This is a genomic window from Turicibacter sp., from assembly GCF_017941855.1.
In the GTDB taxonomy this organism is placed as follows: Bacteria; Bacillota_I; Bacilli_A; order MOL361; family Turicibacteraceae; genus Turicibacter; species Turicibacter sanguinis.
On sequence record NZ_JAGAVR010000006.1, the window covers coordinates 18,402 to 34,251 of the forward strand.

The window sequence follows — 15,850 nt, forward strand, 5'->3', positions numbered from 1 at the left end:
GGATTGTGGTGAAAGAATGAAAATTGGTTATCTTGAAATCGTCTTATCCGCATCTTGGGTGCGTAGTTTAAAAGAGAAACGAATGCTTGTGAGAAGTATCGTAGCCAAAACACGTCAAAAATTTAATATATCGGTTAAGGAGTTTGCAACACTTGATGAACATCAGACCATTACGCTTGGAATCACGTGTGGGTCGAATTCTACTTCACAAATCGATGCGATTTTGGATCAAGTGGTTAATTTTATTGAATCAAATTATGAAACAGAAATAATTGGGATAGAAAGAGAAATTTTATAATGGTTTAAATTGTCATTCATTTCTAATTATAGTATAATTTGATACATCTTAAACAAGGTGTGATTAAATTGGAAAAGTGGTTAGAAAAACGAATTTCATTTATAAAGGGCTTATTTTTTGTGAGTTGCGCTTATATTATCATTAAGATGGTGGATAATTATCAAGTATTTTTTGCTAGTTTTAAAGATATCCTAGCGACACTCTCTCCTTTTTTATTAGCTTTTATAATCGCATATATTTTTAATCCGGTGATGATGTTTATTGAAAAACGATTTAAGGTGAAACGTAATCTAAGTCTTAGTCTCACATATTTTGGTTTTTTACTCCTGTGTTACTTGATGATTAGTTTTATTTTCCCTGTCATTTATCATAGTGCCTCAGATTTAATCAAGCAGATTCCAAGTTATGCAACTGAAATTCAAACCTGGATTAATGGGTGGACCAATCAAATGTCTGGTTTTGATTTTGGAGAGTTGAATGAGTTTAAAACACAATTGTTAAGTATGATTCCAAAAGTGACTGAAATCTTGACCAGTTCAATCGGCTCATTGGTGTCTATCACTTATGGTGCCGTGACCTTAACAGGAAATGTTCTATTAGCTTTTATTATTAGCATTTATATTTTAGTTGAAAAAGAAAAATTTACTGAGATGTCTAAAAAGTTGATTTATATTATCTTTCGCCCAAAAAATGCGGGATACATATTGCAGACTTCACGATTATTTCATGAAAACATCGGTAAATATCTAATTGGAAAGTCCATTGATTCCATTTTCGTTGGGATTTGCGCAACGATTGGACTCGCCTTGATGGGTGCTAAATATGCCGTCCTTTTAGGAGTTATTTTTGGATTAACAAATATGGTCCCGTTTGTTGGGCCTATTTTTGGAACACTGATTGCCGTTGGAATTAATTTATTCTATAATCCCATCGTGGCAATCATTGCCCTGATTTTCTTACTGATTGTCCAACAAGTAGAGTCTTTAATTATTGATCCAAAAGTGGTTGGTCAAAAGATGGGGTTAAATCCATTCTTCACCTTATTAGCCGTCACGGTTGGAGGGAAGTTAATGGGTATTGTTGGGATGATTTTAGGTGTTCCGATTATGGGAGTTTTAAAATTATATGCCTCAAATGCGATTAACTACTATTATGACAAAACAATTCTAGTTTGCGAACAAGAAGAGTCTGACGAATAAAAAAAGCCCTCGAATCTCGAGGGCTTTTTTTATCCTAAAATACCGGCTTTGCGTCGTTTACTTTTGCCTTTTTGACCTTTTACCATTTCACGACTCGGAATCATATGATTGTTTTGATTAGCTGTTTGTTGTTTCTTTTTATTTAATAAATCTTGAATAGATTGTTTAGTTGTGGATTGATTCATGATGAAAACTCCTTATCTCTTAAAATTCTTATCCTAATTGTAACGAACTTTTTGATTCCTGACTATATAAAACAAGTAAAATAGAACGAAAAAGATAAAATTTTGACATAGGACTTGAATTTAAATTGATTATTTGATAGAATGATGTGGAATTTGCGAATAAAATCTTTTTAATTTTTACAAGTGTTGAACCCCCACTTTGAACAAACTTCAAATTGGGGGTTTTTCTATGTGAAAATAAAGAAAACGGTTCGCAAGAGTTTAATTTTAGTTAGAAATGAGGGGTAAGATGCCAAAAAACAATCGTAAATTTTATAAACGATTATTTATCTTAGCAATACCAATTGTCTTACAAAACTTGATTACATCATCGTTAAATATGTTAGATACGATGATGATAGGAAGTTTAGGAGAAGTCCAACTTGCAGCTGTTGGTGTTGCGAATCAGTTTTATTTCTTATATAGTTTACTTGTGATGGGAATTGGAGCAGGATGCTCGATTTTAATCGCTCAATTATGGGGAAAAGAAGACACAGAGAATGTTAAAAAAGTTTTACAACTCGGGTTAGCAGCAGGAATAGTTTTTGCTGTTATTTTCACCGTGATTGGATTCTTTGGTTCAGAATCGATTATTAAAATATTTAATCCAGATCCAGATGTTATCCGTTTTGGAAGTGAGTATCTTCGTGTTTCTATTTTTAGTTATTTAGCGACGGCTATTTCATTTGTATTTGCTGGTGCACTTCGTAGTATTGGAAATACTGCATTACCGATGTGGGGAAGTTTAATTGGATTAATCATTAATGGCGTATTCAATGCAATTTTAATTTTTGGATTACTTGGATTCCCAGCACTTGGAGTAGTAGGGGCGGCCATCGCAACACTAATGGCTCGATTAGTCGAATGTTTTATTATCATCATCGTCGTGGCCTTAAAAGTTAAACCACTAAACTTATCATTCAAGCAACTCGTTACATTTGATCGTCTAATGGCGGGGATGTTATATCAAGCAGCTTTACCTGTTGTTTTGAATGAAGCTTGTTGGGGATTAACAAATATTACTTATAATATCATTTATGGTCGAATGGGAGTAAATGCCATTGCTACGACACAAATTACGACGACGATTATGAATTTATTTATGATTGTGGTCTTTGGAATGGCCCATGCTTCTGTAGTGGTCATTGGAAACGAAATTGGAGCAAATCAAGAAGAGCAAGCGATTATTTACGCTAAAAAGATTATTCGCCTCGCGTTAATTATTGCGGTCGTCATGGCGGTTGGTCTTGTTTTATTTGCACCAGCCATTGTTGGAATTTATAAGGTTTCAGATCTTGTGCGACAAAATGCGATTCAAATCTTGTATATCTTTGCTATTTTTATGCTGCCACGTGTTTATAATGGTGTTCAAATTGTTGGAATTTTACGTGGAGGTGGAGATGCAAAATACGGTTCAATTGTTCAAGGTTTAAGCATGTGGATTTTTGGAATTCCGTTTGGAATCATTGGAGCCTTTATTTTTAAATGGCCGATTACCTATGTCATCTTCCTTATTTCATGTGAAGAAGTAATCCGTTATTTAATTATTAGTCGTCGTTTCCGTTCAAATAAATGGATAAATAATATGGTTCGTGAAATGGCATAAAATTTCTAAAATAGACTTGTTTTTCAGACTCTTTCTAGCTATAATAAGGTAAAATAGTTAAAGATTATGATAAGAAAGAGTAAATCTAGTCAACTTTTTTAGAGAGCTAACGGGTGGTGGAAGTTAGTAAAGCATCTAGGTTGAAGCAGTCTTTGAGTCGCTAGCTGAGAACTAAAAAGCATGTCTTTTTAATTAGGCTAAGACGTTCCCTCGCGTTACTGAGGACTTGAGTGGGTAATTTAAATTACTTATTAGGGTGGTACCGCGAAGTAGTCCTTCGTCCCTTTTTGGGATGAAGGACTTTTTTTATTTTCATTTGAGCTAGGAGGAAAGATGATGGAAGAAATCTTAGAGATTTTAGAACAAAATAGTCGATATACCGACGAGCAAATTGCCGTGATGACCGGTAAAACAGTAGAAGAAGTTCGCGAAGCGATTCAAGATTATGAAGAGCGAAGTATTATTGCAGGCTATACAACCCTTATCAATTGGGAGAATACGGGTCATGAAACAGTGACGGCGTTAATTGAGGTAAAAGTGACACCACAACGTGGAGCAGGATTTGATAGTGTCGCAGAACGCATTTATAAATTTGATGAAGTGCGTGCTTGTTACCTGATGTCAGGTGGATTTGATTTAACGGTCATTGTGGAAGGAAAAACGATGAAGCAAGTGGCGATGTTTGTTTCTGAAAAATTAGCCGTTCAAGAATATGTCTTAAGTTGTTCAACACACTTTGTCTTAAAAAAATATAAAGATCATGGAACCATCTTTAAAGACCAGGAATTTGATGATCGTGAGGTTGTGATTTTATGAGATTAGAAAATATGATTTTAGAGAATGTAAAAAAAATGCCACCATCTGGGATTCGAAAGTATTTTGATATGGTGCATGAAATGGAAGGTGTGATTTCTTTAGGAGTAGGCGAGCCTGATTTTGTGACTCCATGGAATGTTCGTGAAGCGGGAATTTATTCACTTGAACAAGGTCATACCCATTATTCTTCGAATGCTGGATTCATGGAATTGCGTCATGAAATTTCACGTTATTTACATCGCCGTTTTAATTTAAGCTATCAGGTGGATGAAATTTTAGTAACCGTAGGAGGGAGCGAAGGGATTGATCTTGCACTTCGAGCACTTGTTGGTCCGGGTGATGAAGTCATCATTCCAGAACCAAGTTTTGTCGCATACAAAGGATGTACGACATTTACTGGAGCCACACCTGTTGTGATTGAATTAAAGGCTGAAAACGAATTTAAATTAACTGCAGAAGAATTAGAAGCCGCGATCACGCCTAAAACAAAAGTTTTAATCATGCCGTTTCCTAATAATCCTACGGGAGCGATTATGACACGTGACGAACTTGAAAAAATCGTAGAGGTTGTCAAAGATAAAGACATCATTATTATTTCGGATGAAATCTATGCGGAATTAACATATGAAAAGGAGCACGTTTCCATTGCAAGTTTTGATTGCGTGAAAGATCAAACATTGGTGATTAATGGATTTTCAAAAGCGTATGCGATGACAGGATGGCGACTTGGATACGTCTGCGGTCATCCAACTTTAATCAATGCCATGAAAAAAATTCATCAATATGCGATTATGTGTTCCCCAACAACCTCGCAATATGCTGCGATTGAAGCGATGAAAAATGGAGATCATAGTGTTGAGACGATGGTTAAAGAATACAATCGTCGTCGTCGAGTCCTTGTGAATGGATTTAGAAAGTTGGGTCTTGATTGCTTTGAACCATTAGGAGCTTTTTATGTTTTTCCGTGTATTCAATCAACGGGATTATCATCGGATGAGTTTTGTGAGAAATTATTACGATCAGAAAAAGTTTTAACCGTTCCAGGTAATGCTTTTGGGGATTGTGGGGAAGGATATATTCGTGCGTGTTATGCGTCATCTATGGAAAATATTATGGAGGCGTTAGTTCGAATTGAACGTTTTTTAAAACAAAATCCAACACGTTAATTAAACAAAAGAAAAGGTGAAGCTTTTGAAACATCAAGAAGAGTTAGCGACAAAGCCGGTTTATCGCTTATTAATTCAATATTCGATTCCTGCTATCGTAGGGATGATTGTTAATGCCCTGTATAATGTGGTAGACCGTATTTTCATTGGAAATATTCCCGAGGTCGGTTCACTCGCCATAACAGGTGTTGGCATTACGCTACCAATTACCACCATTATTCTAGCCTGCGGGATGTTAGTAGGAGTTGGAAGTACCGCTAATATCTCGATTAAATTAGGGCAGGGGGAGCGAGAAAATGCAGAGCGTTTAATAGGAAATAATATCACCTTATCGACCATTATCGCTTTAGCATTGACGGTTCTTGGCCTTGTTTTTAAAACGCCGATTTTAAATTTATTTGGGGCAAGTTCAAGCACTTTGCCTTATGCCGATCGGTATATTACAGTGATTTTATATGGAACGATTTTTAATGTGATGGGCTACTCTTTAAACAGTAACATTAGAGCAGATGGAAACCCCAAAATGGCTGCTTTAACGATGGTTGTTGGATGCATCATTAATATTATTTTAGATCCTATTTTTATCTTTGGATTAGGATGGGGAATTCAAGGAGCGGCTATCGCAACTGTTATTTCTCAGGCTACAACTGCTATTTGGGTGTTACTTTATTTTGTTATGGGAAAATCACGATTGACGTTTAAATCAAAATTCTTGAAGCTTGAGTCTAATTTAGTCAAAAGTATCCTCGCAATTGGATCAGCTCCATTTGCTATGCAATTAGCGGCGAGTTTAGTTCAAGTGGTCTCAAATAATACGTTAAAAGCTTACGGTGGTGATTTAGCCATTGGAGCTTTTGCGACGATTTCTTCCATTTCGATGATGTTTTTAATGCCGATTTTCGGTATTAATCAAGGAGCACAACCAATCATTGGTTACAATTATGGAGCTCGTGAATACCATCGAGCGAATCAGACCTTTTTATACTCTGTTTTAATGGCGTCTGCTTTTTTAACCATAGGTTTTATTGTGATTGAATTTTTCCCAGAAATGATGATTTCACTTTTTAATCGTGATCAAGAGTTGATGGCGATTACAGTCAAAGGGATTCGGATTTATTTATTCATGTTTCCATTTGTCTCGATTTCAATTATTGGATCCACGTATTTTCAGTCCATTGGAAAAGCACGGATTGCTATGATTCTAAGTTTATTGAGACAACTTATTTTATTAGTTCCTTTGCTTTTAGTTTTACCTCCTTTTTTAGGATTAGATGGTGTTTGGTTGGCACAACCCATTTCGGATACATTAGCAATCTCAATCACCCTCTATTTCTTAGTCAAACAATTTAAAAAAATGAAGCGATTAGAACTAGCAAAAGGCGAAAAGCACTGAAATTTTTCAGTGCTTTTTTTGGTTGTTCTAACATAAATTGTAATATGAATTAAAGGGGAGGATTTCAACATTGAAACGTCGTATTTACAAAGTAATCATTAAACTAATCATCGCGGTTGTCGTATTGGGAGTTATTTTAATCGGAGGAATTTTAGCATATCGACGAATTGAACAGCGACACGTTCAAAGTCAAATTAATCAAATCATTGATAGCGGTGGAATCAGTGAAATAAGAGAAATAGAATTAGGAGGTGTGACGCAATACATTGCAATCGAAGGGATGAGTCAAAGTAAACCACTGTGCTTATATTTACATGGTGGGCCTGGCTTATCTGTTCCATATGGGATTAGTGCACGTGGACAAAATCAAGATTTGCTGACACATTGTACGGCTGTTTATTGGGATCAACGGGGATCAGGAAAGAGCTATGATGAGACCTTGACTAGTCAAAATGTCTCTTTAACACAATTGCAACAAGATGCAAAAGAATTAATCAATTATTTATTAGAAACGTTTAATAAAGACAAACTTTATGTAATTGGATTTTCTTGGGGAACTGTTCTCGGAATGAACTTAGTAAAAGAAATTCCGCAGCTCATTGAAGCATATTTTGGCATTGGACAAGTCGTCAATCCATCTAAATCTGATTTAGAACTGTATGAATGGCTTATCGATGAATACGCAAGTATTGGGGCGAATGAATTAGTTTTAGCACTGAAACAAATGGGATACCCGCCTTATCAAAAGGTAGCGCATCAAGAACTTTTTACGAAAGCAATTACTAATAGTGGAGCTTATATTAAAATGCACGATGGTGTAGCGGGACTCAATATTTCAAAATGGATTGCTCAAGCCTTCTCATCACCTGACTTAAGTATAAAGGAAGCTTATGAAACGTTGTTTAAAACATCACATAAGGTTTTAACACAAAGTAACTTATGGGCTGAATTGAATGCGGTTCAATTTGATGAAGACATGACAAACCTTAAAATTCCAATCTATTTTATATCAGGAGTCGATGATTATATCTGTTCAAAAGACTTATTACAACAATGGTTTCAAAAACTCCAAGCCCCTAAAAAGGATTATCTCATCTTAAGTCACTCAGCTCATTATATTTCAACACAAGATGAACCATCCATGAATGATTTTATCAAACAAATTATTAATGAGGTTTATCCAACAAAAGAAATAAAGGATGAAGCCGGATTGAATGAAGTGAATTGAAAAGAGTGCTTAATAATGGAAAGTAACGGGATTTTTCCGATATTGAAATATAATCGGTTAGCCATAGTGGAAATCAGAAAAAAATAAGATAATTCATAGCTTATGAGATGAAATTAAAGTCATTACTCATGATATATTTTAATATTAAATGATAATTAAGATTTATAACGGTAAAAAACATTTACTTGTATCTCAAATCACTCTGCCCAGCTCATCAGGTAAAAGTTAGACAATAAAACGAGGAGATAATAGAAATCTAGCATTTTCACTTGATGTATGAGTTTTTATTATCAAGAAAGAATTAATTTAACTCCAAAAAAACTATCTCGCTTGAGATAGTTTTTTTGTTATAGGAATTGAAATTAGGATAAAACTAATAAAAAGAATGAATTTGAGTTGAGGTTATTTATGAAGAAAATGTCGTTATATCAAGCCACCATTATTGTTTTGTCTTTTGTTGTCATCATTATGACGCTGTTACAATTAACTCTCTCATTAACGCCTCAAATTGATGCGCTTTTTAATACATTAGATGTTTTAATTTGGCTATTTTTTTTCGTTGATTATCTGGTGAGACTTGGAGTCAGTAAAGATAAGAAACAGTTTTTTTTATCTCATAAGATAGATTTAATTGTCATCATTCCCTTTTTCTCCATTTATCGCTTATTTCGGCTCGCTCGAGTGGCAGAATTATTACCTTTGTTAAGATTTACAAAGGTGGTAAAGGTCACAGTCATGTTAACGACAGCTTTTAAACAAATCAGTCAATTTTTTAAAACGAATAATCTTCATTATGTGTCCTTAGCCACTCTTGTCATTGTATTGTTAGGCGCTGGTGGGATCTCACTCGTTGAAGGATTTTCATTTAAAGATTCATTATGGTGGAGCATTGTTACGTTAACGACGGTGGGATATGGTGATATCGTACCTAAAACGGGAATCGGACGTCTCATTGCTTCTGTTGTCATGTTAACTGGGATTGGCTTTTTAGGAGCTTTAACGGGGACGATTTCAACCTATTTTTTAAATAAAAGCCATGATGTCTATCGTCCTAAAATTGTAGATGAGATGATTGAAAAATTGAATCATTTTGATGAATTGAGCTTTGAGGAATTTCAACAAATTATTTCTGTCTTAACCCTTATAAAAAAAGGTCAGGAGGAAATACAAGAAGAACGTGTGAAAGTTATTGAGAAAAAAGAGGAAGAGTAACCTAAGGTGTGATATGATAGTAGACTGTAAAGGAGAGAGAAAATGAATCAACCTAAAATCATTAATATTCAGGAAAGACTTCGCTTATATACGCCGGATAAATCAGAGTGGGATCACGCACTGCCTTGGTATCAAAATGAGAAAGTGATGTATTTATCAGAAGGAATTAGCAATCGAGTTTATGGGCTAGATGAAATTTATAATATGTATGAATTTTTAAGCACTAGAGGAGAACTTTATTTCATTCAAGTTTGTGAAAATCAGGATTGGGTCTCGATTGGAGATGTCACGTTGTGGGAAGAGAATCTACCTATTGCCATCGGTGTTGAGGCATATTGGCAACAAGGAATTGGAAAGCAGGTGATTAAAACCCTATTAAAGCGCGCTAAAGAGAAAGGGATGCAAAAAATATCTGTGCCTGCCATTTTTCACTATAATACGAGTTCACAACGGCTTTTTGAGTCGCTAGGGTTTAAAAAAGTTGGAGAAAATTCAACTGAAAAGTCATATGAAAAAATCATTAGGTAATCTTAGGAATCTTAATTGACACTCAAACATACATTTTCTATAATAAGATTATTAATTAGATAATTAACTAATTATTGGGGGATGGTATAATGGTTAGTACATCATCATTCATCATGATGGGGATAACGTGTTTTGTTTGTTTTATAGTACCACTTGTTTTAATTTGGTGGCTAAGAAAGAGATATCAAGCTTCTATTACAAGTTTTTTAACCGGAATGATTGCATTTGTCGTTGCAGTTCAGGTGATTGAAGCACCGATCAATTATTATTTCTTAGTCGTAAATGGAAACACGTCAAGTTGGTTAACTCAGCCTGTTATTTATAGTTTATATGGGGGATTAATGGCTGGTATTTTTGAGGAAACAGCTCGTTATCTTTGTTTTAGGTTTTGTTTAAAAAAACAAACAAGACTTCAAGATAGTTTGAGCTATGGCGTTGGCCATGGCGGAATAGAAGCGATGCTAATTGTCGGGACAACGTATATTAGTAATATCGTTATCTCTTTGTTTATTAATCATGGATTAATTGAAAATTTGGGGTTTAGTACAGCACTTGAGCAATCCATAACCGAACAATTAACGATGGTGTCGCCCATTATATTTGGGGTGGCAGGCTATGAACGTTTGATGACGCTCATCATCCAAATTGGATTATCGGTTCTTGTGTTTAAAGCCGTTCGTGAACGTAAAATCAAGTATTATCTTTTCGCTATTTTATTACATGCCTCGTTAGATTTGCCAGCGGCGCTTTATCAACTTGGAAAAGTTAATTTAATTGCAACCGAAGGACTCGTCACGCTCTTTGCCATTGGATTCTTAGTGTTTATTTTCAGACAAATAAAGCGATATAAAGAAGATTTATCTATTCCTGAGGATCAAGAATTACAAAAGTATCAAAAAGCTGGGTATTAGTAACATAAGGAGGTAAGTTAGTGAATAAGGTTTTTCAAGCACTCGCGGATCCCACTCGTCGTACGATTTTAAAAAAATTGAACAAGGGTGAGATGACAGCGGGGCAAATTGCAGAATGTTTTGACATGAGTAAGCCTTCTATTACTCATCACTTAAACATCTTAAAAAATGCGGATTTAGTACAAAGTGAAAAAAGAGGGCAATTCGTTGTCTATACGTTAAATACAACCGTGGTTCAAGATGTGATTGGGTGGTTTTATGAGTTTATGTATCGAGGAGGGAATCATGAAAATTAATAAATTTTTAGTCAGTGTGATAGGATTGACACTCGTCGCAACACTCATCGCTTATCCTGTTTTACCACAGCAAATTCCAACGCACTGGAACATCAATGGTGATGTGGATGGTTACAGCCCTAGATGGATGGCTATTGTTCTAGCTTGTCTTCCTGCTTTCATGTATGGGTTATTTTGGCTTATGCCAAAAATTGATCCAAAGCAAAAATCTTTTTCTAAATTTACAAAAGCATATGAACGTGTGATGTTAATCTTAATCTTATTTATGGTTGTCTTACAAATCATGACTTTTCTTGTTGCTTTAGGAGTTGAACTGCCCATTGATTTGATTGCTAAGATTGGAATTTCGATTTTATTTATTGTCATGGGGAATTATTTAGGACAAGTGAAACCGAATTATACGTTTGGCATTCGTACGCCATGGACTTTAGCAAGTGATGAGGTTTGGACTAAAACGCATCGTATGAGTTCTTATTTAATCGTTGTGAGTGGCGTTTTAATGCTTTTCTGTGCTTTTGTATCAGGTATAGTAGGAATGAGCTTATATCTGGCTTGTATTTTTATTCCAATCATTTTTTCAATGGGATACTCATATTATCTATATCATTGTCAATCGAATAAAAAAGATGGAATTTCTTAAGAAATTCCATCTTTTTTTTACAAGTTTTCCGTTGAAGTTATGCTATTTTTAGATTGAATAAAATCCAAAATTTATGACATAATAAGGTACATGATTAATGACAAAAAGGTGGGGAATGGATTGGATATATATACAGTTTTAGATTACTTTTCGACTTATGGTTTATATTTTTTATTTATCATTGTGTTTCTCGAGTATATGAATTTACCTGGACTACCAGCTGGAATTATTATGCCTGCCGCTGGGATTTTAATTGCAAGCAGTGACATGAACTTCATGACCGCCTTAATTGTTTCGATTATGGCGGGCTTATTAGGAAGCTATGTCTTATATTTTATTGGTTATTTTTTAGGGAAACCCATTTTAGATAAATTTTATCAAAAGTTTGTCAATTTACAACCGTCTATTGATAAGGCGATTGGGTATACGGATCGCCATGGAAATAAAGGGGTATTTATTGCCAGGCTTATTCCGGTTGCTAGAACATTGATTTCATTAACAGTGGGAACGCTTCGAATGAACTTCGTCTCATTTAGTCTTTATTCAATGGCAGGGATTGCCATATGGAATATTGTGTTTATCTATGCAGGCTATGCATTTGGTTATTTATTTTTAAAATAATAATAAAGGGGGATTTTTTTAGTTGGAGGATGCAATATGATCGCGTTTCTTTTAATTATAATCAGACTAATTAATCTCTTTTTAATTGGGAATTTAATATTTTATAAACGAAAAGAACCTTCTTTATTATTGGCTTGGATACTCGTTTTAGTTTTTATTCCGGTCATTGGGTTTATTTTTTATCTACTTTTTGAAAGAACACCAAAAGTGTCAAAGAAAGTGAATCTAGTTGATACCATTGAAGAAAATGTGAGTGATTTACATTATGAATCAAACGTTGATGAACCTATCAGGTCCATTATGCGGTATAATCGTCAATTTAATCAAGCGAAGTTAACACGATATAATGATTTGACGTTTTATTCTGAAGGGGAATTAAAGTATAAGCAACTGTATTTAGATATCAGTCAAGCCACGACATCTATTCATTTTCTATATTTTATTATTCGTCAAGATGAACTCGGAACTGAATTTGTCAATTTATTAGCAAAAAAGGCACACGAAGGGGTAGAAGTACGCGTTATTTATGATGGGGCGGGATGCTTTGGAACACCGATGCATTTTTTTGATCCAATTATTCGAGCAGGCGGAAAGGTCTATAATTTTCACCCTGCTAAAATACGTTTAGTTGGATTAAATTATAATTATCGTAATCATCGTAAAATTGTGGTGATTGATGGTAAAATAGGTTATATGGGAGGAATGAATATTGGAAAAGAATATATGTCTTTAGATCCGAAATATTCTCCTTGGCGAGATGCTCATTTGCGAATCATAGGTGAATCCGTTCGTTTTTTACAGCTCCGTTTTTTACGTGATTATTTCATGGTTTGTGATGATGTTGAAGAAGAAAATCAGATTAAAACAAAATTCAAGAATTATTTCTCATCTCATAGGGGTGAGAAAGAGTGTGAAATGCAAATTGTGAGTGATGGACCCGATACGAGTACGGATGATATTAAATCAGGGATGGTAAAAATGATTCAAACAGCCATGAAGTCGATTCAAATTCAAACCCCTTATTTTATACCGGATAATTTATTTCTCGAGACGTTAAAAATGGCTGCTTATTCAGGCGTTAAGGTAGAGGTGATGATTCCAACGATTGCGGATCATCACTACGTTTATCGAACGACTACTTCATTTATTAAAGAGTTACGAGAAGCAGGAATTACCGTCTATTTATATAAAGGGTTTTTACATTCAAAAATTATGACAGTTGATGGCAAAGTTAGTTGTATTGGTTCAACTAATATGGATCAAAGAAGTTTTAAAATTAATTATGAAATTAGTGCTTTTGTTTATAATGAAACGTTTACAGAGCAGTTAAATCATCAATTTAATAAAGATTTGGAGAATTGTTTAATAGTGGATGACTCATACGAATTAAATAAGCGATGGTGGGTAAGAATGGAAGAAAGTATTTATCGCGTCATCTCGATGATTTTATAAAGGACAGGGAAAGGGTGTGTGAAAGACTTATGATGCTGTTAGCCTTACTACTGTTTGGGATAGGATTTTTATATTTCGAATTAGAAACGTTAAAAGTAAGTACGTTCTATCTTAAAACAGAGAAACTCAAGCATAAAATAAAAATTGTTCACTTATCCGATTTGCATTCTAAAGAATTCGGAGTTAATAATGAGCGACTGATTAAAAAAGTCCGGGAACTTAAACCGGATTTAATTGTGACAACAGGGGATATGATTAGTTCAACAGATCATAATGGGGATGCCTTTTTATCAGTTGCAGCGGCATTAAGTGATCAAATTCCAATGTATTATATCGAAGGAAATCATGAATTAACAGCACGCTATGATACGCTCAATCTAGAAAATGGGTGGTATGAGACTTATTTAAATGATTTAAGAGCATTGGGAGTGCATGTCTTGAAAAATGACACGAATCTGATTCAACTACAAGATGTAAAGTTACATATTCAAGGATTAACCGTTCCATTGGCTCATTATTGTGCCGTCCCAGAAAAAATTTCAGCAATTGATGATATTCATCCTATTAAAAAGGTTTCTGATGTGCTAGAGCCCACATCACCGCATCATTATAATATTCTACTTGCGCATAACCCATTTTTAATTCCGATCTATCTTGAACATGAAGTTGATTTAATTTGTTGCGGACATGTTCATGGAGGCGCTGTAAGACTACCTTTTATCGGAGGGATTCTATCCCCTGAACGCAAATTGTTTCCTAAATATAGTGGGGGACATTATCGATTTAATTCGTCAAATCTGATTGTAAGTCGAGGGTTAGGAAGACTTCGTTTGTTTAATCGACCAGATGTGGTGATGATTGAGATCAATCCTGAATAAGTCGGGAGAATATAAATGAGAAAAGTGAAACTTTGCCCTTATTTCTGATAGACATGGAAATATGCCTTCTCTTAAGGTCGTCTTGCATGATATTGAACAAAAACCCATTTTTTGTTTAGGTGATATGATTGGAAAAGGGTCACAATCAAAGGAAGTGGTTGATCTCTATTTAAAAAAGTGCCAAGTTATTGCAAAAGGAAATTGGGAAGATTTTATTTTGGTAATACCGACATGCATTCGGTGGGAGACGATTAGAAATATTGAGAACTCTTCGAGAAGTTACTGGATTTGACTTAAGCGGACGGTATATTCGTTTATTTCATGCTAATCCTCGTGAGTTATAGTGCGGTATTCAGGGTGATTATTTACAATATTTACGCGACGAAAGAGTGTTATTTAATGTCAGAAGTGTTGGAAATTCTTTCGATTTAATCCCAATGGCCGCCTATGTTATCTTAGAGGGAATTTTAAATTCCCAACAAGAAGCAGACTTTTCTATTCAGTTTTATTGACTTAAATACGATATTGAATCGGCAATTGAGCTAGCAAATGAGTCAAAATACCAGATAAAGAAGTTAATATTCATGAACTTAAAACCGGTTTATATGGACGATAAAAGCAGAGTGATTCTGCTTTTTTTTGTTGTCTGTTTTTAATTTCTAAATATTATCTGATAAAGAAGAAGTTGGCACACAATAATCGACAAAAAATGCTCAAACTAATTTTGTCGGTTGTGTAAGAATTATTTGAAGAAGGTGTTTTTTGTGAAAAAAGTAATCTCAATTTTTACAGCCTGTATGCTTGTTGGCCTAGGTGGCATAAATGGACAAGCTGCTGAAAAAAATGATGACGTCATTTCAGTATCACAGCAATTAACAGAAGATCAAAAGGCTGAAATGGCTAAACATGAACAAAAATTTAAAGAAGCTCAAGCAAAATTTGATGCGTTAACTGCAGATCAGAAAAAAGAAATCTACGACTTATTTGATAAAGTGAATGTGGCTAAAGTCAAGTTATTAGATAAATACGTTGAATATGGAATTATTTCAAAAGATGAAGCACAAGCTATGCAAAAATATATGGCTGAATTTTCAGAAAAAGCTCGTAATGAACAAATGTTTATTGGGGTAGCTGGGCCTCGAGGACCAAAAGCCCCTAAACCAGAATCTGAGACAAAAGAAGAATCTAAAACTTCTAAAACACAAAACGCTTCAACTGAAAAAGGCGAAGTAGAATCAAAAGCTCCTAAAGCTCGACAAGAGACTGAAAATAAAGGAACAACAGAATCAAAAGCTCCTAAAGCTCGACAAGAGACTGAAAATAAAGGAACAACAGAATCAAAAGCTCCTAAAGCTCGACAAGAGACTGAAAATAAAGGAACA

At 34.7% G+C, this 15,850-nt stretch carries 18 protein-coding genes and 1 other annotated feature; of the genes, 17 read left to right on the forward strand and 1 reads right to left on the reverse strand.

The annotated features are described in order from the left end of the window. Positions 1–16 precede the first annotated feature (16 nt). Both J6D32_RS00860 and J6D32_RS00865 read left to right on the forward strand, forming a co-directional pair. Complete coding sequence (locus J6D32_RS00860) at positions 17–298, forward strand: DUF503 domain-containing protein (RefSeq protein ID WP_006783643.1); 282 nt, start codon at positions 17–19, stop codon at positions 296–298. A 59-nt stretch (positions 299–357) separates the two neighbouring features. After that, the gene (locus J6D32_RS00865) at positions 358–1,497 is read left to right on the forward strand and encodes an AI-2E family transporter (protein WP_237701252.1); all 1,140 of its coding nucleotides are present in this window, start codon (positions 358–360) and stop codon (positions 1,495–1,497) included. Positions 1,498–1,526: 29 nt separating this feature from the next. Here the strand turns inward: J6D32_RS00865 and J6D32_RS00870 are convergent, their stop codons facing one another. Beyond that, entirely contained in the window at positions 1,527–1,682 is a 156-nt protein-coding gene (locus J6D32_RS00870) for a hypothetical protein (protein ID WP_006785141.1), read from the reverse strand. Between the two features lie 289 nt (positions 1,683–1,971). Between J6D32_RS00870 and J6D32_RS00875 the strand changes: the two genes are divergently transcribed. The 15 genes from J6D32_RS00875 to J6D32_RS00940 form a co-directional block, all read left to right on the forward strand. Continuing rightward, positions 1,972–3,327 (forward strand): MATE family efflux transporter, encoded by a 1,356-nt coding sequence (locus J6D32_RS00875; RefSeq protein WP_009606370.1) that lies wholly within the window; start codon positions 1,972–1,974, stop codon positions 3,325–3,327. A gap of 57 nt (positions 3,328–3,384) precedes the next feature. Then, positions 3,385–3,615: a binding site (T-box leader), on the forward strand. 48 nt (positions 3,616–3,663) lie between these two features. Continuing rightward, on the forward strand, positions 3,664–4,143 hold the full coding sequence (locus J6D32_RS00880) for an Lrp/AsnC family transcriptional regulator (RefSeq protein ID WP_006785139.1): 480 nt from the start codon (positions 3,664–3,666) through the stop codon (positions 4,141–4,143). Beyond that, complete coding sequence (locus J6D32_RS00885) at positions 4,140–5,309, forward strand: aminotransferase class I/II-fold pyridoxal phosphate-dependent enzyme (RefSeq protein ID WP_009606369.1); 1,170 nt, start codon at positions 4,140–4,142, stop codon at positions 5,307–5,309. Before J6D32_RS00880 ends, J6D32_RS00885 begins: the two co-directional genes overlap by 4 nt. 16 nt (positions 5,310–5,325) lie before the next feature. Continuing rightward, complete coding sequence (locus J6D32_RS00890) at positions 5,326–6,702, forward strand: MATE family efflux transporter (protein WP_238843595.1); 1,377 nt, start codon at positions 5,326–5,328, stop codon at positions 6,700–6,702. A 70-nt stretch (positions 6,703–6,772) separates the two neighbouring features. Then, positions 6,773–7,930 carry an alpha/beta hydrolase gene (locus J6D32_RS00895; RefSeq protein ID WP_006785136.1) on the forward strand — a complete coding sequence of 386 codons (1,158 nt, stop codon included), beginning with the start codon at positions 6,773–6,775 and terminating at the stop codon, positions 7,928–7,930. A gap of 408 nt (positions 7,931–8,338) precedes the next feature. After that, positions 8,339–9,142 carry a potassium channel family protein gene (locus tag J6D32_RS00900; RefSeq protein WP_009607372.1) on the forward strand — a complete coding sequence of 268 codons (804 nt, stop codon included), beginning with the start codon at positions 8,339–8,341 and terminating at the stop codon, positions 9,140–9,142. Positions 9,143–9,184: 42 nt separating this feature from the next. Continuing rightward, on the forward strand, positions 9,185–9,670 hold the full coding sequence (locus J6D32_RS00905; protein WP_006784899.1) for a GNAT family N-acetyltransferase: 486 nt from the start codon (positions 9,185–9,187) through the stop codon (positions 9,668–9,670). An 89-nt stretch (positions 9,671–9,759) separates the two neighbouring features. Beyond that, positions 9,760–10,581: a YhfC family intramembrane metalloprotease gene (locus tag J6D32_RS00910; protein WP_006784900.1), complete on the forward strand. Its 822-nt coding sequence runs from the start codon at positions 9,760–9,762 to the stop codon at positions 10,579–10,581. Between the two features lie 20 nt (positions 10,582–10,601). Beyond that, a complete protein-coding gene (locus J6D32_RS00915) occupies positions 10,602–10,877 on the forward strand; it encodes an autorepressor SdpR family transcription factor (protein ID WP_006784901.1) in 276 nt (91 codons plus the stop codon). Then, positions 10,867–11,517 (forward strand): SdpI family protein, encoded by a 651-nt coding sequence (locus J6D32_RS00920; protein ID WP_055164734.1) that lies wholly within the window; start codon positions 10,867–10,869, stop codon positions 11,515–11,517. Before J6D32_RS00915 ends, J6D32_RS00920 begins: the two co-directional genes overlap by 11 nt. Positions 11,518–11,637: 120 nt before the next feature. Then, positions 11,638–12,138, forward strand: coding sequence for a DedA family protein (locus J6D32_RS00925; RefSeq protein WP_006784903.1), 501 nt, complete (start codon positions 11,638–11,640; stop codon positions 12,136–12,138). Positions 12,139–12,174: 36 nt separating this feature from the next. Beyond that, positions 12,175–13,590 carry a cardiolipin synthase gene (gene cls, locus J6D32_RS00930; protein ID WP_055164731.1) on the forward strand — a complete coding sequence of 472 codons (1,416 nt, stop codon included), beginning with the start codon at positions 12,175–12,177 and terminating at the stop codon, positions 13,588–13,590. Between the two features lie 14 nt (positions 13,591–13,604). Further along, positions 13,605–14,468, forward strand: a complete 864-nt coding sequence (locus J6D32_RS00935) for a metallophosphoesterase (protein WP_237701272.1) — start codon at positions 13,605–13,607, stop codon at positions 14,466–14,468. A 40-nt stretch (positions 14,469–14,508) separates the two neighbouring features. Further along, the gene (locus J6D32_RS14050) at positions 14,509–14,760 is read left to right on the forward strand and encodes a metallophosphoesterase family protein (RefSeq protein WP_353734598.1); all 252 of its coding nucleotides are present in this window, start codon (positions 14,509–14,511) and stop codon (positions 14,758–14,760) included. A gap of 472 nt (positions 14,761–15,232) precedes the next feature. Further along, a partial coding sequence (locus tag J6D32_RS00940) for a DUF2680 domain-containing protein (RefSeq protein ID WP_287467177.1) occupies positions 15,233–15,850 on the forward strand: 618 nt, incomplete at its 3' end.

What these genes read in the sequence shown, in the direction of transcription:
- cls (WP_055164731.1), top strand. Translation starts at nt 12,175, where the DNA reads ATGATCGCGTTTCTTTTAATTATAATCAGACTAATTAATCTCTTTTTA.
- J6D32_RS00880 (WP_006785139.1), top strand. Translation starts at nt 3,664, where the DNA reads ATGGAAGAAATCTTAGAGATTTTAGAACAAAATAGTCGATATACCGAC.
- J6D32_RS00910 (WP_006784900.1), top strand. Translation starts at nt 9,760, where the DNA reads ATGGTTAGTACATCATCATTCATCATGATGGGGATAACGTGTTTTGTT.
- J6D32_RS00870 (WP_006785141.1), bottom strand. Translation starts at nt 1,682, where the DNA reads ATGAATCAATCCACAACTAAACAATCTATTCAAGATTTATTAAATAAA.
- J6D32_RS00920 (WP_055164734.1), top strand. Translation starts at nt 10,867, where the DNA reads ATGAAAATTAATAAATTTTTAGTCAGTGTGATAGGATTGACACTCGTC.
- J6D32_RS00875 (WP_009606370.1), top strand. Translation starts at nt 1,972, where the DNA reads ATGCCAAAAAACAATCGTAAATTTTATAAACGATTATTTATCTTAGCA.
- J6D32_RS00860 (WP_006783643.1), top strand. Translation starts at nt 17, where the DNA reads ATGAAAATTGGTTATCTTGAAATCGTCTTATCCGCATCTTGGGTGCGT.
- J6D32_RS00885 (WP_009606369.1), top strand. Translation starts at nt 4,140, where the DNA reads ATGAGATTAGAAAATATGATTTTAGAGAATGTAAAAAAAATGCCACCA.
- J6D32_RS00905 (WP_006784899.1), top strand. Translation starts at nt 9,185, where the DNA reads ATGAATCAACCTAAAATCATTAATATTCAGGAAAGACTTCGCTTATAT.
- J6D32_RS00900 (WP_009607372.1), top strand. Translation starts at nt 8,339, where the DNA reads ATGAAGAAAATGTCGTTATATCAAGCCACCATTATTGTTTTGTCTTTT.